We start from the raw sequence: 20,023 nt of genomic DNA, 5'->3' as shown, positions 1-20,023 counted from the left end.
TATCGTACTGTGGCTTTTTTGCAGAATAAATCCGGAGCCATGTTGGATGCCCTGTAGAGGTCGAATGAAGTGAATGAGGTTGAAAATGGGATGAAAGAGAGTTGGTAAAATGGCCAATCATATTAATTTCACCTCCACTTATAATCCGAATTTGGAGGCATGGGGTGGGAATGAAACATTTGATCCTCTCAAGATGAACGCAATGTTTAGTCAGATTTTGGGGAATATTGCAGCAGTTGAATCTTCTATCCCTGGAAATATCATTGACGTTAGAAACTTCGCTCCGGGGGATGGAACTGACCAATCCGCACAGATCAAAGCTTTTTTTGACTCAGCGCAAGAAGGTGATATTTTACTATTCACGCCGGGACACTACAAAGTCATAAAATCGGGATGGTTTTATACGTTTAATGGAAAAGCGGTAACCATTAGAGCTCATCCGGGAGCCATCTTGGAAGTTTCGGATCAGGGTTTACGCTTTGAGAACAGCAACCACATTGAAGTAAGCGGTCTAACGTTAAGGCGTACAACTCAGGCTGGATGGGCCAAAGGAAGAACAGGCATTTACGTAGAGAATTCCAGCAATGTCATATTGCAGAATAATGATATTAGCAAATTTACGGACGGCATTGGCGTGAATGGTTCAACCAGTCAGGAGAATCCTTCAAGAAATGTTATCATTAGAAACAACAAGCTTCACCACTTGGGTGAAGAGCCCATTGCAGTGAGGACCAATCTGGCCTTTGTCATCATTAGCCAAAATGACTGCTACCGATACTTGGGTGATGGGATCCTCATTAAAGCAACCTGGAACGTATTTGTAACGACAAACTTTCTTCATACACCCGTATTGTCAACCGATGCAGACTATACTACGTTTACAGCAGGCCAGCAAGGGTCTAATGTGCCCAAAGTAGGTGGAGGCATTACATGTAACAATGAAGGTGGCGAGACAGGGGCCCGGAGCCTGCATATTCATGATAACAGTGTGATTGGAACAGCTTTTGGCGTAGGACTTATCGGTTTTAGAGGCGCATTTGTCACTTCCAACTTCTTCAGTAATATTCGAAACAGCTCTGTAGTTTCTGTCTCCTTTCTCCCTTCCCAATTCAACCCAAATGATGAGAGCAACCATATTTTTGTGATTCAGGGCAATTATATTGATACCATTTTGAGGTCGAATCCTACAGCAGCCATTGAGGCAAGAACCAATAACGGGATTGAAGGCATGGATATTGGCGTTATCTCCGATAATATCGTGATTCCTAATGGCAATCATTGGGGGATCATTGCAGATGGAAACATCATTATCAAAGGCAATTATATTGCCAAAGCAGGTATTGCTATGGACTTGAGTAATGGGGTAGTCGCCACCGGCAATATCATTCAGCCTGGTTTTGTCACGACCAATCCTGACCGGATGGTCAGCATTAATGATCATGTGACATTCACAAGCAATTCCATTTCGGGTAAAGGCACATCACTGAAAATTCGTGGATCAAACAGTGTTATAACGGGCAATCGCATGAACTATGATGGCAATTGGTGGGCAGTCCATTTTGATAATGCCAATCGGGTTGTGGAAAATAACATTATCAAAGATAATGTGCTGCTGGTATCGTCTAGTGCCACTGGTCGATATTTATTCGGGTCCAGCGCCTTTTCGAATGGAAAAAACGTCGTGATTGATGTGGTTAAGGACAACAACGGTTCTGTCTACCAACTGGTGAACGACCTTGTACTGACAGGACCCAATTCCACCCGCTGGAGAGTCACTGTCGATGCCAATGGGAATATTAAGGGGACCAAGGTTTAGCATTTATCATAAAAAAACCTCCTAAACACCAGATCGATGAAGGGTGCATGGATCTGATGAATTAGGAGATTCCTTTATGAAGGATCTAGCTGTCTGTATAGAATTCGATAACCGTAAGGATCGAGCTTAATGTTCATAATGCCATCTGTGGGAATAACCGGATCTTCGGTAAGTGCATCTCTCCAGTCCCTGGTCTCCATAGGGTGAGAGAGGGTGCGTACATCGGGAGTGTTATTCATCCAAACGGTAAAGTGAAGCTGATCATCCATTCGCTCGTATACGATACAGGGGTCGTTGTGATCCGCTTTCAGGAAGCGGAAGCGCCCTTTGCGAAGTGCCTCATTGCTTTTGCGCAGATCAATCATCAGCCGGTAGAAGTCATAGAGCTCCCGATCTTGCTTGGCAGGGTCCCATTCCATACATTTGCGGCAATCGGGATCTCCTTCACCGCTGATGCCCACTTCATCTCCGTAGAAGATACACGGTGTACCGATGTAGGTAAACAGGAATACAACGGACAGTTTTAATCGCCGTTTGTCTTCACCGCATCGGGAGAGCAGACGAGGGGTATCGTGACTGCATAACATATTGAAGATCACTTCGTTGGTTTGCTGGGGATACCGCATAATGAGGGACCCCATCTCATTGGCAAAGTTGTAGCCATCCATGGATCCGCAGAAAAACTCCAAGACCTTGTCCGCAAAAGGGTAGTTCATAACGGAATCGAACTGGTCACCCATCAGCCATGTCAGGGAATCACTCCAAACCTCGCCCACAATATAGGCTTCCGGGTTCGCCGTTTTAACTACTTTGCGGAAATCTCGCCAGAAGTGGTTATCCACTTCGTTCGCTACATCCAATCTCCAGCCGTCGAGCTTGATCTCCTTAATCCAGTATTCGGCGACATCGAGCAGATACGCTTTCACTTCCGGATTGGCCGTGTTAAATTTCGGCATATTTCCATAAAAACCGAAGGTATCATAGGTAGGTATACCGTTCTTAATACTGACAGGAAATTCATTGATATGGAACCAGTCTACATACTTTGATTGTTTTCCATTTTGCAGCACATCCTGAAAAGGCGGAAAATCTTCACTGCAATGATTAAAAACGGCGTCAAGCATAACGCGGATACCACGCAGGTGGCATTCCTCTGTGACTTTTTTGAGCAAATCATTATCTCCAAAATGCGGATCTACTTTTTTATAATCAATGGTGTCATATTTATGGTAGGAGTTGGCTTGAAAGAGGGGGGTGAAATATATAGCATTTACGCCAAGTTTGGTTAGATCATCCAGATGATCGAGGACGCCTTGCAGGTCTCCGCCAAAGTAGTTATCCAGCTCGGGCGTACCTCCCCAGGCTTGAGTTCCTTCGGGATTGAGGTCTGGATTGCCATTGGCGAACCGTTCGGTCATGATCTGGTAAAACACAGCTTCTTTGGCCCATTCGGGAACCTTAAACACATCAATTTCATGAATGTACGAGAACTCGTAATATCCTCCAGTAGGGTAAGGGGGATCGCGGTGAATCCCATTGTCGGCCAGAAAGACATTTTCATGACCCGCTGTGACTCGAAAAATATAAGTAAGTCGTTTGAATTTGGGTTTAACCGCAGCCTCCCAGTAGTCGAACATCCTATCCGAAGCAGCTTTTTCCAGTTGAATTTCCCTGTAGGTTCCGTCCCAATCATATTTATCACCAGTCAGTGCAGTCACATAGTCTACATCATCTCTCTTCGTACGTACACGCAGATGAATCGTAGACGTGTTGTAGGCGTAAGCCCACTTGTCACGGGGAACGTGATACATCGCTTCGAGCAGCATGACGGCACCTCCTGTATCAAGATGAGTATAGCATTACATAACCAAGCTAGACAGCAAATGAACCATAAAAGGTTTACATAATTAGTAAAATTTTCATTACTTTCATCGATTTCATTTCACAAGCATCTCCAGGTTAGGCTTGAATATACGTATGCAAAATAAAGAAAAGAGGTGTTTTCTGCAGACCTGGTGATGTCCATTCAATCTGTAGAGAACACCTCTTTGGTTGTCTCTATTACTTAAAACTTATATTATCGTAGGGCCTGTTCAAACTCTGTTCGAATCGTTTGCAGCAGCTCAGGCTTCGTTAGCACATCATAAGCTGTTGTGGCAAGTGCTTTTGCACCCAAGACCATGCCATCCAGTGCCCGTTCCTGTAATGCCAGATCGCGGAATTCGATGGAGTGCAGGGTGTGAACCTCATCAACGACCCGAATGTAAGGATGAATTGCAGGACAGCGTAAGGATACGTTACCGATATCCATGGAGCCATGATCATCTCCGCTAACGATCTCTTCTTGTGGAATACCGAGTTCCATGAGGTTTTCAGTGAATGTTGCAGATAAAGATTCATTGGTTACCATCTCATCATATGACGTTTCATAATTTGAAGTCACAAGACGACAGCCTGTTTGGAGCGCAGAACCTTCGGCAATTTGTATGACACGCTGCGTTAGTATATTAAGCTCTTTTCTGGTTGCGGCACGTACGTAAAACTGGGCTGAAGCATAGTCGGGAATGATGTTGGCAGCCTGACCACCGCTATTAATAACACCATGGATCCGGACACTACTTCTCACTTGCTGGCGGAATGCATTAATACCGTTAAAGGTTTGAATGACGGCATCGAGTGCATTGATCCCTTCATGCGGACTGGCCGCGGCGTGGGAGGATTTGCCGTGGAATTCAAATTGCACGGCATCAATGGCCAGAGAGCTGCCCGATTTCTCATAAGCATAATAAGGATGGGCCATTAGCGCGACATCACAATCATCAAACAGACCTGCTTCAGCCATTGGAACTTTGGCGCCACGAGTTTCCTCCGCAGGTGTGCCGAATACTTTTAACGTTCCTCCAACTTCATCCAAAATGGACTTTAGACCGACAGCAGCACCCAGACTCATCATACAGATCAGATGATGGCCGCAAGCATGACCAATCTCGGGAAGTGCATCGTATTCGCATAACAGCGCTATGGTTGGTCCTTTTTTGGCAGCAGCGTAGGTGCCGAAAAAAGCCGTATCCAATCCAAGTACGGGAGCTTCTACTTCGAAACCGTGAAATATCAGTTCTTCCTTTAGGCGGGCAGAAGCAAGGTATTCCTCGTTCCCGAGTTCGGGATTGGCACCAATGTATGATGAAATCTCCTTAAAACGGGAAGCATATTGATCAATAACCGACAAAATTTGTGATTTGGTATGTGTCATCGTGAACTCCTTCGTGCAAAATGAAAATAATTTAGTCATTATATCATGTTTGCTTGGTTTTTTCAGAAACAAGTCAGGATTTGTAAGTTGAAAACTCATTGCATAATCATGCATTGTACTTTATAATGACTCAGGCATCAACATGAGGAAGCACATAATGTATTGTAAGGGGAGAACAGGGTTGAAATTGATTAGTCGTTACACCATGATGCTGTTGACCTTTGTCGTTTTATTGACAGCTGCCGTTCCTTCGGCGCTGGCAAGTGGAACTACGGGCACTTCAGACAGTAAAAAATTGGTTCTCGGCACGAGTGCCGACTTTGCACCATATGAATTCCATAAAGTTATTAATGGCAAGGATGAGATTGTCGGATTTGATATTGCCATTGCCAAAGAGATTGCTGCCGATTTGGGCGTAGAACTTGTGATAGAAGATATGGGTTTCGACGGCCTTCTGCCTGCATTGCAGAGTGGACGCGTGGATATCGTTATTTCAGGCATGACACCGACAGAGGACCGCAAAAAAAGTATCGACTTCTCGGATACCTACTATAAATCGAAACAAGTCATCATGGTTCGCAATGAGGATAAAGACAAATACCCAACCATGGCTGAACTGGAAAATGAAAAGATCGGAGCACAAAAAGGTTCGATTCAGGAAACAATCGGACAGAAGATTCCTGGAGCCAAGCTGACGTCTCTAGATAAAATCTCGGACATTGTGCTTCAACTGCAAACTAAACGGATCAACGCTGCAATCGTTGAAGATACCGTTGCTGCAGGATACCTGGATGATATGATCGGACTAGCTCCTGCTGTTCCGGACGAAGAGCAGGTAGCAGCAGCGATCGGTATTCGCAAAGGCAATACGGAATTGCTGAATGCCGTTAATGGTACGCTTGAACGATTGAAAAGTGAAAATAAAATTGATCAGATGGTAACCGAAGCCAGTCAATTGATGGCAGACCGTGAGGTCAAATCGCCAAATATTTTTGAAGTATTTTGGCAATACAAAAGCTTCTATGCTACGGGGGTTGGTTATACCCTCCTATTGTCAGCACTTGGGGTAATCTTCGGGGTAATCATCGGTTTGATCATTTGTTTATTCCGAATGCATGATACAGCAATTTTGCGGTGGATTGGTACGGCATATGTAGAAGTCATACGCGGTACGCCGATGCTGGTTCAATTGATGATTATTTATTATGGTCTTGCCTTGACATTTGGTATTACGTTCTCGCCTCTTCAGGCGGGTATTTTAACACTTTCCATCAATAGTGGTGCTTACCTGGCAGAGATCTTCCGTGCAGGGATTCAAGGCGTTGACCGTGGTCAACTGGAAGCAGCCCGTTCGCTTGGGATGGGTAGAGCCGCGGCCATGAGATTTATTATTTTGCCTCAGGCCTTCAAAGCTGTACTGCCTGCCATCGGTAATGAATTCGTAACCATCATCAAGGAATCTTCCATTATCTCGGTCATTGGTATGGTTGATATCATGTATCAGGCAAGTGTAGTCAAAAACATTACGTACCAAGGAATGAATCCGTTCCTTATTGCAGCAGCCATATACTTTGTATTGACATTCATTTTGTCCAAGCTGCTGGGTCGACTGGAAAGGAAGTTGAGTGCAAGTGATAGACGTTAGACAATTACACAAATCCTACGACAAAAATGAAGTACTTAAAGGCATAGATGTCTCAATTGGCAAGGGCGAGGTCGTTGTCGTGATTGGTCCTTCAGGATCAGGCAAAAGTACCTTCCTTCGCTGTCTTAACCTGTTGGAGCAGCCTACTTCAGGTGAAATTAATTTCGAAGGCGTATCGATCACGGATCCCAAACACAACATTAATGCAACGCGGGAGAAAATGGGGATGGTGTTCCAGCACTTTAATCTGTTTCCGCATAAAACCGTGGAGCAAAACATTACCATTGCCCCGATCAAAGTCAAAAAGCAGTCTGCACAGGAAGCCAAGCAGATCGCCGCAGACTTGCTCAAAACCGTGGGGCTATTGGATAAAAAAGATGCTTATCCAAGTCAGCTGTCTGGTGGGCAGAAGCAGCGGATTGCCATTGCCAGAGCGCTTGCGATGCAGCCGCATGTGATGCTGTTTGACGAGCCGACGTCTGCACTTGACCCTGAAATGGTTGGTGAAGTACTCGACGTTATGAAGCGCCTGGCTGAAGGCGGCATGACGATGGTTATTGTTACCCACGAGATGGGCTTTGCCCGTGAAGTCGGTGATCGCATCATCTTTATGGATGGCGGTGTAATTGTGGAGGAGGGAACACCAGATGAAGTATTTGGTCAACCTAAGCATCCACGTACGCGTGACTTTCTCGGTAAAGTTTTGTCATAGCCTTTGAGCATGATCCAGTCAGTGAACCGGATTAAATAGAATGAACAAAAAAACGAAATTAAACAACCTTGCTCACGTCACGTTAGCAGGGTTGTTTTTTTGTGCATGGATAAGGATCCAGTGTCGTAAAAGTAACGTTTCTGTCATTGTTCCAGAGCTGCTTGATCGCTCTTTTTTAAGAAAAATCCTTATTTTTTAAGCATCATAATGTGTTGTTATAGACAGTTGGTAACATTTACTACGGACCCTGGTTACAAAATTGTGATATATTGTTCCTGCCGAAACTTCCTGAGGAGGAAGTGTGGAGGATGTAATGATGCAGACCGTGGAGGGGAAGATTGTAACGCACGCTGCTTGGGGTGAATTAGGGGTACATAACGCAAGACGAATGTAACAGAGACCTATAGGGTGGTTTCCTCCATCCGAATCCGACAACTAACTTCGCAGGCACAATGAGGGAGGAAGACCATGATTAAGAAGAGAACTATAGCCAAAACAGCAACAGCCCTGCTGACAGCAGCAATGCTCATTCAGGCCGTTCCAGCTCACGCTGATTCTGTTCACGTGGCCAAAGAGGGGGATACCTTCTATACCTTATCGAAACAATATGGAGTTGGACTGAACACTCTGGTTAAAGCAAACAGTGATATTTCACCTTACAACATTTATGGTGGTTTGAAAATTACGATTCCTGGAAAAGCAAACACGGCCTCAGCTGCTCCAGCAGCGAAAAGCTCGACGGGTGCTAAGACGATTACGACAGCTAGCCTTGATGTGAATGCTGATGATAAAGTCGTTCAGGCCTGGGGCAAAACGTTTGATTACAGTAAATCCATTGATGTGAAAGCAACAGCGTACTCTGCAGCCGCTTCCGAAAATGGTGGATGGGGTCCTGTTGATTACTTCGGTAATCCACTTGAACTCGGCACGATTGCAGTAGACCCTAGTGTGATCCCACTGGGTACGAAGGTTCTTGTTACAGGTCACTCCCATCCGGGGCTGCCTAAGCAGGCATTTGTGGCTACTGCCCGGGATATCGGCGGGGCGATCAAAGGGAAACGGATTGATATTTTCATTCCTGGAAGCCAGAAGTCTGTGAGCACATTTGGTTTTCAGGATGTTGAACTTTATATCTTGAAATAAGTATCAGCGCCAATAAAAGGGTGCCTTTATGACACGATTAACGTGAAATAAGGGTACCCTTTTTCTTTATTAAAACGCGCAAGATTGGTAGTTCTATAACTTGTGTGTTTGGTTTACGAAGCCGAGTATTATTTGCTTTTTGGCAATTGCAGCATTTCGTCCAAAGTCACCAGATTAAAGCCCCTGCATCGAAGTTCATCTATAATCTCCGGAAGTGCTCCAATGGTACCGGACAGATTGGAGCCCACGCCTCCGCCCGCGTGTTGAAGAATGATGGAGCCTGGCTTGACTGCAGATAGAACGTTCTGCTTCACTTGCTCTTTGCTGAGGCCTTTCCAATCGAGCGAATCCACATTCCAGTTGACGATGCTGTATTGCTGTCTTGCGGCCCATTGTAGCTGTTTCTCATTAATGTCCCCGTATGGAGGACGAATCATTTTAGGTGTATACCCGGTCAGTTTACGAATAATGTCGCCGGTATGTAGAATTTGTTTGCGAAAAGCATTCAAAGACAGCTTACTGAATTCAGGGTGATTGTAACTGTGGTTCCCAACAATGTGACCTTCCCTAACGATCCGTCTGACGAGGTCGGGATGTTTCTCAGCCCGGTTGCCGACAATAAAAAAAGTCGCTTTTACATTATATTTCTTTAAAATATCCAATACCTGCGGAGTGAAGCGCGGATCAGGCACATCATCAAAAGTCAGTGCTACCTGTCTGGTTGAAGGTCCATTGGTCTTGAACGTATCGGCATATTTCTGCCTTAGCTGACCGAGTGTCAGTTGTTCATCCTCAGATAGATCCGGCTTTGCAGCAGGCATGCTCTCTGGAACGGGTTTGGCCAGCAGTTGTCCAGGTGAATAGCTTCCACTCATAAACATAAGGATCAACATGGAGAATGCGATGAGGCGAATACGCATGATACAGCCTCCTTTGTCAAATTGCGTTCTCTTTGGTATGCCCGCGGTGATGGTCCATTATGCATAAATGTGAGAAGTTTCATTGTCCAATTCAGTCGATAAGCTCATAATTCCACCATTACATATACACACAAAGGATGGGTGGACTAGGATGAGTACGTATGATTTGAAATCGGTTCGTTTGCAGGTCATTGAAGCTGGAGAGGATAAGATATTTTTGATCACGGGTGGGAAAGCTCATATAGGGGCTGTGGCGACCTTTTATCCCGAAAGAGAACGCGTGGTGGGAACGGCAGTCCATATTCCGGGGCATAAGGAACAGGAATTATGTGAGCGCCTTGCACGTAAGGCCGCAAATTCCCTCAAGGTGACCGTAACCGTTATTATGGGCATTCATTTTGATGCCATTACACGTGTACAGATCGATGAGATCGTACAGACTGCGGAGAAGCTGCTGGGCGACCATTTAACCCTGGTGAATGATATAAAATAGTAGATTTTGGTTGACCCGGAATCGTGTTTTATGATTTTTTTTGGTAAAATTGAAACGGGATGAAAGTTACCACGTATGTATGATTATATACAAGGATGTAATATCGACTAGGAGGAATACCATAATGTCCATTTTCAAACGTTTGCGTGATTTAACGATGTCTAACATTAATGCCATTATTGACAAGGCAGAAGATCCAATCAAAATGACGGATCAATATATCCGTGATATGCAGGAAGATCTGGAAGATGCAGAGAAGGCTGTTGCTCAACAAATCGCGATTGAGAAAAAATTCAAGCAGCTGTTCGAGGAACAGGAAGCATTGGTGAAGAAACGTGAGGAGCAAGCTCATACCGCAGCACGTGCACAGAACATGGATCTGGCGCGCCGGGCTCTGGAAGAGAAAAAAGCTGCTGAAGTAAAAATGGCAGAATATAAAACAAGCTATGATCAAAACAAGGCTTCGGCAGACAATTTGCGCGGCAAGCTGGATGAAATGCGCAAGCAATTGACACAAATGAAAAACAAGCGTGAAACGTTGGTAGCGCGTTACAATGCAGCAAAAGCACAAACCGAAATCAACAAAGCGCTGAACGGATTTAGTTCCGACACAGCTAGTGCTGGCATGAAACGTATGGAAGAAAAAATGATGCAAATGGAAGCACAGGCTGAAGCGAGCAACGAAATGTCTTCCAAAGGAAAATCACTGGATGAAGAGTTCGAGAAACTTGGCAAGGATCAGGCCGTTGAGGATGAACTGGCGGCACTCATGAAGCAGTACGAAAATAAGAACTAAACCTTGCATCTTAGGCAGGGTTCACTAGCGGAGGAGAGACAGCGTTTCTCCTTCGCTTTTAAATGCGGTTCATGTTGATAAGTGGGGGCTGTGTAAATGGATTTGAACATTTTGGCGATGCTGGTCTGGACATTATCTGGCTCGGTTTTGCTTTTTGTATTGATGTATGTGGATTCATTATTTACGAAGTATAAGGATTTTGCGGAAGTTAAGGCAGGGAACATGGCGGTTACGACACGGATGGTCATGAAGCTCTTTGCTCAAGGGTATGTGCTTGCAACTTCGATTTCGACAGCGGGTCATCTGGGTGAAGCGCTGCTTGTATCAGTTGTTTCATTTGTCATCCTGCTTATTCTGGAGAGCGTTGTGCACTTTATGATTCGCACATGGGCCAATCTTGATTTGGACACAGGAATCCAGCAAGGGAAGACCGGATATGGCTTGTTCTCCGGTGCCTTGCACATCGTGGGCGCATTAATTATTGCAGCTTGTTTATAAGATAACGAACGGGAGTAATGGGTATGAGTGTATGGAAACGGATTAAAGGAATACTAGCCAAACCCGAACCACCACGAGCAGAGAAAACCATGCTGGACCTTGAGCCTGGAGATATCTGTGAGGTCTCGCTCGTTACGTATGAAGTCGTGGGGCGGGTGCAGCATCGTGCCCGAAGAGCGGTGGTACTAACACTGCAGGACGGTACAACGTTTAGACATCTGCATGTAGAAGAAAGAGAATTGACACGTTATTCCCTCTATACGCCAATTGATGGGCGTCTTGACGCACCAGACGAAGTACCAACCTTACTTGATCTGGACGGACGCGCGTATCATCTGGAGGAAGAATATGGAGGAATGGTTACCACTGCTGGCAGGACACCTTATGGTCAGGCTGGAGAGCAATTGGTTTGGCAGTATCAGTCTGATGATAACATGCTTCTGCGTGTGGAATGGCAAGACAGAAGATTTACTCTGTATGAAGGTGAGTCCATTCTTCCTGCGGATATCAAAGTGATTCGTTCGAGCTAGGAGAGGTTCCAATGAAAAAGCGCATGGCACTTGGATTAAAATTAATGCTGGTCCTCAGCCTTGTCATGTCCCTGTTGTCCGCGTGCGGGATGCCTTCCGTTCAGGACACTTATCCGCTTGAGTCTGTAAGTGGCAGTGGCAATACGACATCCTACGTGTATCGGGCTGCCGACCGTACTGTTCCGGAAGTTGCTCAGGAGTTATCCGAACAGCGTAAACCTGATCAGATCTCGGCGGAAAATGAAGAGCGGATGTTCCTGGTGTATCAGGACCAGTATTATCATTTGCAGCAGGACCCGAACAAGAAGGAAGATACCTTAATTGAGGTGGATTCCAAGGAATATGTACGTCAGAATTATGATTCTTCCTTTTTACAGGGGTATTTGACCGCAACGCTCATTGGCAATTTGTTTGATTCCTTTGGCGGCAGCGGATACGGAAAGTACAGAGGGTACACCGATCGTGATACGTACAAACCGAATCAAGGTACTTATCGTGCACCAACAAGCAATGACAAAAAAGCAGCTCCACCCATCACGGTTGACCGAAAAGGATCCATTACCCGGCGGGGAGGAGACACCGATACTAGTGTAGGTTCAGGCGGAGGATTATTTAGCCGTAAAAAGGAACCGAGCACCGGTACCGTCGAACGTAACAAGAGCGGTGGATTGTTCAATTCACCAAAGAGCTCTTATAAGAAGCCCAAAACAAGGGTAGGCGGCGGACGAATCATGAGGCGAAGGTAAAGATGAGATTTGCCAGCCTGAAGAGTATATAGAGAACAGCCACAAGGTAAGGCAGAATGAACCCTGCCATGCGCAAGCTCACCTTGTGGCTGTTCTTTTTGTTTTATAGTAGGAGGTATCGTTTTAATTAGGATCTGCGAACATGATTGGATTTGCGTGTCCGGGGAATGGTGGAAGGTGGCTGTTTGCGAATCCAGCGAACAAAAGGGGCCATTCGTTCATTCTCTCGTAGTGCCTGAAGTTCTGTTAAATGGAGCCTTATGAGATCCTGGTTGGTAAATAGCGAATGGATTTGTTTATGACACGGGATACATAGATCAGCTGTAGGCATGAAAGTACCGCCCAGTTCCTTGGGCGTGAGATGATGAACTGTTGTTTCCACAGGCTCTCTACCGCATAATTCGCATCGGCTGCTCATATCTGCTCCTCCGTTCTTACCCCTATTATGGGCATAAGCTCACAGTTTCATGTTACCCGCGAGGCGAGTACTTGTCACACCCCAGCTTTCACGCTACACTTTCTTAAACAAGTTCTGTCCCAAAGGAGGTTCTTTCCATTTTGAGAATCAATACACATTCAGATGATATGACAAGTCCCAAATTTAACCGTACAGCCGTGCAGGTCGAAGCTGCTCAGGCCAGAATATCACCTCATGTTACTACAGCTTTAGTTGAAAAAGTAACCTTGGAATCTGCGCATGGACGAACGCTGGCAGAAACGATTCATGCGCCGCATCCATACCCTTTCTTCAGAAGATCAGGTATGGATGGTTATGCGATTGTCAGCAGCGATACAGCTCACGCGTCCAGCGATCAACAGATCTGGCTGCGAGTCGTTGATGAAATTCCATGTGGATATACTTCGGATTTACTCATCACTCCAGGTACCACCGCGCGGATCATGACGGGTGCTCAAGTACCTGAAGGAGCAGATGCCGTTGTTATGCTGGAGATGACCGAAAGCAGGGAACAGGATGGAGAACAATGGATTGCATTAAAGCGCCATATCCAGCCCAATGCCAATATAACGCCAATTGGATTGGAAGTTCAGGAAGGACAACTGCTGCTTGAAGCCGGAACGATCATCCAGGCAGGAGAACAATCCGTATTGGCTACTTTTGGCGTGGCCGATGTACCGGTGTTTCGACGTCCGAAAGTCGCCATATTTGCAACGGGAACGGAATTGCTGGAGGTGGATGAGCCTTTGCAGCCTGGACGCATTCGTAACAGCAACAGTCATATGCTCCGATCCTTGGTCGTGGAGGCAGGTGGCGAACCTGTGATGTATGGATCTATAGCCGATGATGTGGATACGGCTCGTGCTAAACTGACAGAAGCAGTCGAGCATAACGATATCGTTGTGACCACTGGGGGCGTATCGGTTGGGGATTATGACATTATGGGGGATCTGGTACGGGAAGGCAGCATGGAGATGCTGTTTAATAAAGTGACGATGCGACCAGGAAGTGTTACGACAGCAGCGGTTGTGAGTGGGAAGTTACTATTTGCCCTATCCGGTAACCCGGGAGCTTGTTTTGTAGGATTCGGACTGTTCGTGCGGCCAACCATTCGTATGATGCAAAACGATGCCCGGCCTTATTTGGAAGAGTGGACAGCGACCCTGGATCAAGAATATACGAAAGTGAACAATTTTACGCGATTCGTACGGGGGCGCACAGAGATTCGGGATGGCAGGGTGTATGCGAAGCCCGCTGCGTCACGAGTGGATGAGTCCAGCGTCATGATTACGATCAAGGACAGTGATTGTCTGATCATCATTCCGCCTGACAAGAAAGGGATTGCTGCAGGAGAACAGGTACGCATACTCAAGCTGCCAAGTGGACAGGTGAGGTAGGGCACATGGTCAACAAAAGGACACTTCCACATATTGTGCAGATCGTGGGATACAAAAATACGGGGAAAAGCACCTTAACTGCAGAACTCACAAGATATCTTTCTTCGGAAGGGTTACGGGTTGCCGTCATTAAGCATGACGGACACGATCATTTCCAGATGGATCATGAAGGAACAGATTCATTTCGTTTCAATCAGGCGGGAGCTTCCGCCGTGGTAGTAATGTCGGAAAAGCGAACGGCTATCATCGAGCAGCAGCCAACCAGTCTGGAGACGATGCTGACTCGTCTATCGGATTACGACTGGATTCTGATTGAAGGATACAAAGCGGCACCTTACCCCAAACTGGTGATGATTCGTGAAGAACAACATCTAGCTATACTTCAGAAGCTAAAGGGAGTGATGGCAGTTGTTTCCTGGTTTCCGAGAGAATCCTTGCAATCCTCATGCAGTGAACCTGATCCGCTCAGCGATGTGGTTTGGCATTCTGTGCAGGAGCCAGAATTTATTGCTCGATGGTTGCTGGAACATGTGAATAAAGAGTAGTCAAGGACGTGGAAGAACTTGGTGTGATCGAAAGAGTAATCCAGGTTCATTTCAGCAAACTCTACAGTTCGTTATCAAAAATAATTTTGAATAAACGAAAAAACAGCGGATATTCTTACTGGTTATCAGTAAAAAGTATCCGCTGTTTTTTGGTATGGGAGCATCTTATGAACCCGTACCTTCTGAACGACGCTCAATGGCTTCAGACATCGTTTTGTCCGTAAGATGTGCATAAATTTCGGTCGTTTCTGTCGAGGCGTGCCCAAGCTGTTCCTTTGTTTTATAAATATCATTTTGCAGGTAATAGTCTGTCGCAAAGGAATGCCGCAGCTTATGCACCGTCAGATACGGTTTGCCAAAACATTTGGCATATTTCATAATCATGGCCTGAATCGCACGTTTGGTCATTCGACTGCCTTCAGACTCACCGTTACGAAGCGCAATGAATAATCCTTTTTCCCGTTTGGGTGTGCGATACCTTGATTGCCGGAGCTGCATGTAGTTGGCCAGTTCATCCTTGGCCTGCTCCCTGAAATATACGGGTGTTTTGAACGTTTCATCGTTGTTACCTTTGCGGTAAACATATAACAGTTTATTATTCAAATCCAGATCATCGACATTTAGGTTAACCACTTCGGATACCCGCAGTCCGGAATTGAGAATAAGACTGGCGATGCAAGCATCCCGTTCTTTGTTGAGTTCATGGGAGTATAGAGCTTGTTTGTTTTTTTGCATGTCGACTGCATATCCTTCGAGGATATATCCGATGAACTCAAGCAGCTCCTCATCCTCTAATAGTTTCCCTTTGAGCTTCGCCGCAGTGTCCTTTGGCTTGTGTGTGCGTTTGATCTCAATCTTGGCCATAATATTTCGTTTCAGCAGCGGATAGAAATCTTCATCTTCGGCAATTTGGCTCAAATAATGAAAGAGGGATCGCAGAGAGGACAGTTTGCGGGATACCGTAATTCTCGAATTGGCTCCTTCGCGTTTAGTAGCGAGGAACAATCGGAACGAGGTTACCGAATCCATCCGTAACACTTCAAGTTCAGTTAACGTCACTTCCCGGTTAGATTCTGCCTGGGATAATCCTTCAGCACGCAGCCAACTGAAAAAAGTATCATAGTCCCTTAAGTACTCCAGCAGGGTAGAGGGTGATAAATCGGGCAGCTTATAATCAATGAATTGCTGAACGAACCAAGGCATGGAAGGCAGTTTGTCATCCAGCTTGCGTCGATCAATCTCTTTTTGCACATTGGTCAAGTTCGGCACCTCCTGGTTAATTCTTCTTCGAATCTTCTATGTCCTAGTGTACCATAATTTGCTTGGTCACAGCCTGTTCACGGAATAGTACAGAAGAGGGCTGTATTCTTGCCCTTCGCTTTACAAACCTTTAAAGTAACTAGTATAAGTTAAGCAGAGGAGGTGAACCGGATGAATATGCAAATCGAGCTGGTTCCTCGGGAACGGAGTCAGGTAATTCGGCATTTAATGCAGTTTTATCTATATGATTTTACAAAATATCTGAATATCGATGTGGACAGCAATGGCATTTTTCCGGAGTATCCCGGTTTGGAAGCATTTTGGGAGGAGAAAGACCGTAAATTTGCATTTCTCATCACGTGTGATGGAGCCCCGGCCGGTTTTGCACTGGTGGAGCGCTTCGAGCCTGGCAGCAAGGATAACGATTATTATTTAACTGAGTTCTTTGTCATGCAAAAATATCGGCGGAGCGGAATAGGGACTCAAGCGGCACACGAGCTGTTTCATCGTTTTCCGGGAAGATGGAAAGTAACGCAGGTGCGCAACAATGTGATCGCTCAGGCGTTCTGGAGGAAAGTGATCGGAGCCTACACAGGAGGAAGATTTCGTGAGAAATTTCATCCGGAGCTCGGTAATCCGAGCCAGTTTTTTGTAACGTAACCGCAGGTGATGAACTAATCGACTGTCATTCATACATATTGGATTGAATTAGGAGCGTGTGACACGATTAGATCCTATCTGTCATTTGCAAGAAAAGAGGGCACTCTTCTTATACGGATTTTAAATGTTTGTTCGAGAAATTAGATCTAAAGTGGGTGCGATGTTCGTCTAACGGGTAATAACCCATAGAGTTGTCAAGCTTTCATAAGTTGTACCTATATTAACGAGGCTCGGAGGAATCAATCATGGAACTGCGCGAATATGGAAACACAGGCATGAAAGTAAGCACGCTCGGATTTGGTGGATCCGAAATCGGAAGCAACGTATCCAAACAAGACGTGGAAACACTTTTGAATACCGCTTTGGATGCCGGTTTAAATGTCATTGATACCGCCGAATGTTATGGGAACAGTGAGGAATTGATTGGGGATGTACTTTCGCATCGGCGTGATGACTATTATTTGTTTACCAAATGCGGACATGCTGCCGGGGTAGATGGACCTGATTGGGATCCCAAGGTGCTGGAGCAAACGATTGACCGCAGTCTGAGAAGACTCAAAACGGAATATGTGGATGTCATTCATTTGCATAGCTGCTCTGAGGAAGTTCTCCGGCAAGGGGCGGTAATTGAAGTGCTGCAGCGAGCCAAGGAAGCCGGAAAGACCAGGTTTATCGGGTACAGCGGGGACACAACGGACGCGTTGTACGCGATTGAAACCGGGGTGTTCGACAGTTTGGAAACTTCGCTAAATATTGCAGACCAGGAAGCGATTGATTTGACACTGCCGAAGGCGAGAAAAAGAAACATGGGTGTCATTGCCAAACGACCGATTGCCAATGCAGCATGGACGTTTGACACGCTCCCCGAAGATGCCTATCCATTCGTATATTGGAGACGGTTGCAGGAGCTGGGCTACGGTTTTCTGACAGGTAATGATGTGCAAGCGGCAGTTGAAACGGCCCTTCGTTTCACGTTAAGTACGGAGGGCGTCGATACAGCGATTGTTGGAACAACGAAGCCAAACCGGTGGCAGCAAAATGCTGATCTGGTCGCAAAAGGATCACTTCCGCAGGAGCTGTACGATGAAATCAGGGCACGATGGAAAGAAGTCGCCGGAGCGGATTGGACCGGACGTACGTAATGGAAGAATAGAGCAAACGGTTCGACAGAGAACCGTCCATTTTAGAAAAGCCGCCCTTGAGCGGCTTTTTTTAGTGGAATCCAGGCATCCAAGCTAAAGGAGACAGGCAAAACAATAGAAGAAAAATTTGAAAATATAATGATTATAATATTACAACATATGAAAAATTCACAATAATAAACGCTCTCTGTGTATCCGCACTAGATATAGATACTGTGAAAGCCAGTTACGAGAAAAAGGGTGAGGATTAAACCTAAACGTAAAAAGTCAAGTCCGTTTTTCAAATAAAATGTCCCTCTAGTAAGTCGACGGGCCGTATAATAGAATTCATACATATGTTGATAAGAACATGTAAAATCAGGAGTGGTCAACAAGGGGGAACAGCATGGCTTCACAGTTAAAACAAATTCATCCATTGGCATGGACGATTATCGTAGGTACCATTTTTGGACGTATGGCGACTTCCATGAGCATTCCATTTCTGTCCATCTATTTGATACAGCAGATGGGGGCGTCTCCAACCCAGACAGGTATAATCGTGGCCGTGAGCGCGCTCGTTGGTGTTTTTGCCAGCTTCTATGGTGGATACATCTCTGACCGAATTGGTCGTAAAAAAGTGTTGTTCATGTCAGTATTTGGCTGGGCGCTCGTATTTATTGGGTTTGCCCTATCGGATCAGATATGGCTGTTCTTTATCATGAATGCACTCAACGGCATCTGCCGGGCGTTATTTGAACCGACATCCAGGGCGTTGTTATCGGATATCACACCACCGTCAAGCAAACTGCTAGTATTTAATCTGAGGTATGCAGCGATAAATCTGGGTGTTGTGTTTGGACCGCTGCTGGGACTGTATTTGGGATTATCGGATTCCAATTTGTCCTTTCTGGTCGCTGGAGGAGTATACATAGCTTACGGTATTCTATTAATTGTTCAGTTTATTCTTCATCCTCTGAAGCAGAACGAGCAGAGTACGGGGACGGCGGAGCCGATCCGTTTGAAACAAGCATTCCGCATAACAAGTGGGGATCCTGTTTTTATGTTTGTTTTGATTGGTACCATCTTTTGTGTGCTCGGGTACGGACACTTTAGCTCGACGCTACCTCAGTTCATGGCGATTAACCCGAATATGACTGATGGTGCGAAATGGTTTGGATACATGCTTTCCTTAAACGCAGTGGTTGTTCTTGCCGTTCAATTTCCGGTGGTTCGTATCGCGAGTCGCTTTCCACCTGTAGTGCCGCTTATTACAGGCAATATTATGGTATCTGTCAGTCTGCTGCTGTTTGGATTGGCGCAAAGCCCATGGATGCTGGTAGCGGCAGTTGTTATTTTTACGGTAGGAGAAGTACTCATGTTTACGCTGATGGATGTTCTGGTGGATCGGATTGCGAAGCCGGAACTGAAAGGGACATATTTCGGCATGATCGGATTCAACAATCTGGGCAACGTCAGTGCTCCAATCCTGGGCGGCTTTTTGCTGGACAGCTTCGGTGCTAACCAACCAATGCTAGTCTTTGCACCTATTGCGATAAGTGCCATATGTGGTGTTCCATTTTTATGGATTGCATATCAACGCATGCAGATAAGGGAACAGCAACGAACGAAGGAAAACGCAATGGAAAACTAGTAGGATGCGTATTTGTAAAAATTCAAAAACCTTCAAATCACTTTAATGTGAGTCCGAAGGTTCTTTTTTTGCTATATAACTATAATATTTCAACATATGAAAAATTCACAATAATAAAACCATTTTCCGTACCTTGTTGCGACCTACAATTAAGCTGCACTTGCGCTCCCGAAAAGTTAAAACGAACATCATTATCCATGAGTAAAAGTCAAGAAAAATATTCGAGAGTCTAACGAAAGTAGAATGAAAGTAAATTGTACCAATATTTTGGAACTTTAATAACGTCGTTGATGGGTGTCTTGATCATGCCGCATTCGCGGCTTTTTGCAGTTCATATTCAGTTCATATGGATGACACGGGCAGTACATTTTCCTTAAGTA

Annotated in this window: 19 protein-coding genes and 1 riboswitch; of the genes, 14 read left to right on the top strand and 5 right to left on the bottom strand. The window is 45.5% G+C overall.

Features of this window, described 5'->3' with window-relative positions; all coding sequences use genetic code 11:
* Window positions 1–109 precede the first annotated feature (109 nt).
* Window positions 110–1,816 carry a right-handed parallel beta-helix repeat-containing protein gene (locus tag AC3RCI_RS17635; protein WP_336781962.1) on the top strand — a complete coding sequence of 569 codons (1,707 nt, stop codon included), beginning with the start codon at window positions 110–112 and terminating at the stop codon, window positions 1,814–1,816.
* A gap of 74 nt (window positions 1,817–1,890) precedes the next feature.
* Here AC3RCI_RS17635 and AC3RCI_RS17630 read toward each other — a convergent pair whose 3' ends face one another.
* Window positions 1,891–3,642: an alpha-glycosidase gene (locus AC3RCI_RS17630; RefSeq protein ID WP_336781961.1), complete on the bottom strand. Its 1,752-nt coding sequence runs from the start codon at window positions 3,640–3,642 to the stop codon at window positions 1,891–1,893.
* 251 nt (window positions 3,643–3,893) lie between these two features.
* Window positions 3,894–5,069, bottom strand: a complete 1,176-nt coding sequence (locus tag AC3RCI_RS17625) for a M20 family metallopeptidase (protein WP_336781960.1) — start codon at window positions 5,067–5,069, stop codon at window positions 3,894–3,896.
* A gap of 205 nt (window positions 5,070–5,274) precedes the next feature.
* Here AC3RCI_RS17625 and AC3RCI_RS17620 point away from each other — a divergent pair, with 205 nt between their 5' ends.
* The 3 genes from AC3RCI_RS17620 (at window position 5,275) to AC3RCI_RS17610 (ending at window position 8,569) form a co-directional block, all read left to right on the top strand.
* Complete coding sequence (locus AC3RCI_RS17620) at window positions 5,275–6,714, top strand: ABC transporter substrate-binding protein/permease (RefSeq protein ID WP_419720037.1); 1,440 nt, start codon at window positions 5,275–5,277, stop codon at window positions 6,712–6,714.
* On the top strand, window positions 6,701–7,426 hold the full coding sequence (locus AC3RCI_RS17615) for an amino acid ABC transporter ATP-binding protein (protein ID WP_153978998.1): 726 nt from the start codon (window positions 6,701–6,703) through the stop codon (window positions 7,424–7,426). Before AC3RCI_RS17620 ends, AC3RCI_RS17615 begins: the two co-directional genes overlap by 14 nt.
* 266 nt (window positions 7,427–7,692) lie before the next feature.
* Window positions 7,693–7,892: riboswitch (cyclic di-AMP (ydaO/yuaA leader) on the top strand.
* A gap of 2 nt (window positions 7,893–7,894) precedes the next feature.
* Window positions 7,895–8,569 (top strand): 3D domain-containing protein, encoded by a 675-nt coding sequence (locus AC3RCI_RS17610; RefSeq protein WP_336781958.1) that lies wholly within the window; start codon window positions 7,895–7,897, stop codon window positions 8,567–8,569.
* 128 nt (window positions 8,570–8,697) lie between these two features.
* Here the strand turns inward: AC3RCI_RS17610 and AC3RCI_RS17605 are convergent, their stop codons facing one another.
* Window positions 8,698–9,489 carry a polysaccharide deacetylase family protein gene (locus AC3RCI_RS17605; protein ID WP_336781957.1) on the bottom strand — a complete coding sequence of 264 codons (792 nt, stop codon included), beginning with the start codon at window positions 9,487–9,489 and terminating at the stop codon, window positions 8,698–8,700.
* A 151-nt stretch (window positions 9,490–9,640) separates the two neighbouring features.
* Here AC3RCI_RS17605 and lpdD point away from each other — a divergent pair, with 151 nt between their 5' ends.
* The 5 genes from lpdD (at window position 9,641) to AC3RCI_RS17580 (ending at window position 12,552) form a co-directional block, all read left to right on the top strand.
* Window positions 9,641–9,982, top strand: a complete 342-nt coding sequence (gene lpdD, locus AC3RCI_RS17600; protein ID WP_492525803.1) for a prenylated flavin chaperone LpdD — start codon at window positions 9,641–9,643, stop codon at window positions 9,980–9,982.
* A 124-nt stretch (window positions 9,983–10,106) separates the two neighbouring features.
* The gene (locus tag AC3RCI_RS17595) at window positions 10,107–10,778 is read left to right on the top strand and encodes a PspA/IM30 family protein (protein WP_095286502.1); all 672 of its coding nucleotides are present in this window, start codon (window positions 10,107–10,109) and stop codon (window positions 10,776–10,778) included.
* 96 nt (window positions 10,779–10,874) lie between these two features.
* Entirely contained in the window at window positions 10,875–11,276 is a 402-nt protein-coding gene (locus tag AC3RCI_RS17590; RefSeq protein WP_095286503.1) for a DUF350 domain-containing protein, read from the top strand.
* A 23-nt stretch (window positions 11,277–11,299) separates the two neighbouring features.
* A complete protein-coding gene (locus tag AC3RCI_RS17585) occupies window positions 11,300–11,806 on the top strand; it encodes a DUF4178 domain-containing protein (protein WP_095357418.1) in 507 nt (168 codons plus the stop codon).
* A gap of 11 nt (window positions 11,807–11,817) precedes the next feature.
* Window positions 11,818–12,552 carry a DUF4247 domain-containing protein gene (locus AC3RCI_RS17580; protein ID WP_336781953.1) on the top strand — a complete coding sequence of 245 codons (735 nt, stop codon included), beginning with the start codon at window positions 11,818–11,820 and terminating at the stop codon, window positions 12,550–12,552.
* A gap of 127 nt (window positions 12,553–12,679) precedes the next feature.
* Here AC3RCI_RS17580 and hlpB read toward each other — a convergent pair whose 3' ends face one another.
* The gene (hlpB, locus tag AC3RCI_RS17575; RefSeq protein WP_154893837.1) at window positions 12,680–12,970 is read right to left on the bottom strand and encodes an HNH nuclease-like protein HlpB; all 291 of its coding nucleotides are present in this window, start codon (window positions 12,968–12,970) and stop codon (window positions 12,680–12,682) included.
* A 167-nt stretch (window positions 12,971–13,137) separates the two neighbouring features.
* Here hlpB and AC3RCI_RS17570 point away from each other — a divergent pair, with 167 nt between their 5' ends.
* The gene (locus AC3RCI_RS17570; RefSeq protein ID WP_336782077.1) at window positions 13,138–14,406 is read left to right on the top strand and encodes a molybdopterin molybdotransferase MoeA; all 1,269 of its coding nucleotides are present in this window, start codon (window positions 13,138–13,140) and stop codon (window positions 14,404–14,406) included.
* A 5-nt stretch (window positions 14,407–14,411) separates the two neighbouring features.
* Window positions 14,412–14,951, top strand: coding sequence for a molybdopterin-guanine dinucleotide biosynthesis protein B (gene mobB / locus AC3RCI_RS17565; protein ID WP_336781952.1), 540 nt, complete (start codon window positions 14,412–14,414; stop codon window positions 14,949–14,951).
* Window positions 14,952–15,116: 165 nt separating this feature from the next.
* Here mobB and xerS read toward each other — a convergent pair whose 3' ends face one another.
* The gene (gene xerS / locus AC3RCI_RS17560; RefSeq protein WP_095357422.1) at window positions 15,117–16,211 is read right to left on the bottom strand and encodes a tyrosine recombinase XerS; all 1,095 of its coding nucleotides are present in this window, start codon (window positions 16,209–16,211) and stop codon (window positions 15,117–15,119) included.
* Window positions 16,212–16,382: 171 nt separating this feature from the next.
* Between xerS and AC3RCI_RS17555 the strand changes: the two genes are divergently transcribed.
* From AC3RCI_RS17555 to AC3RCI_RS17545, 3 genes are all read left to right on the top strand, one after another.
* The gene (locus AC3RCI_RS17555) at window positions 16,383–16,871 is read left to right on the top strand and encodes a GNAT family N-acetyltransferase (RefSeq protein ID WP_336781951.1); all 489 of its coding nucleotides are present in this window, start codon (window positions 16,383–16,385) and stop codon (window positions 16,869–16,871) included.
* 245 nt (window positions 16,872–17,116) lie between these two features.
* On the top strand, window positions 17,117–18,013 hold the full coding sequence (locus tag AC3RCI_RS17550; protein WP_336781950.1) for an aldo/keto reductase: 897 nt from the start codon (window positions 17,117–17,119) through the stop codon (window positions 18,011–18,013).
* A 385-nt stretch (window positions 18,014–18,398) separates the two neighbouring features.
* Window positions 18,399–19,643, top strand: a complete 1,245-nt coding sequence (locus AC3RCI_RS17545; protein ID WP_492525801.1) for an MDR family MFS transporter — start codon at window positions 18,399–18,401, stop codon at window positions 19,641–19,643.
* Window positions 19,644–20,023: the final 380 nt, after the last annotated feature.

This window comes from Paenibacillus sp. MT124, assembly GCF_058792755.1.
This window is presented reverse-complemented; position numbering and strand designations above follow the sequence as displayed.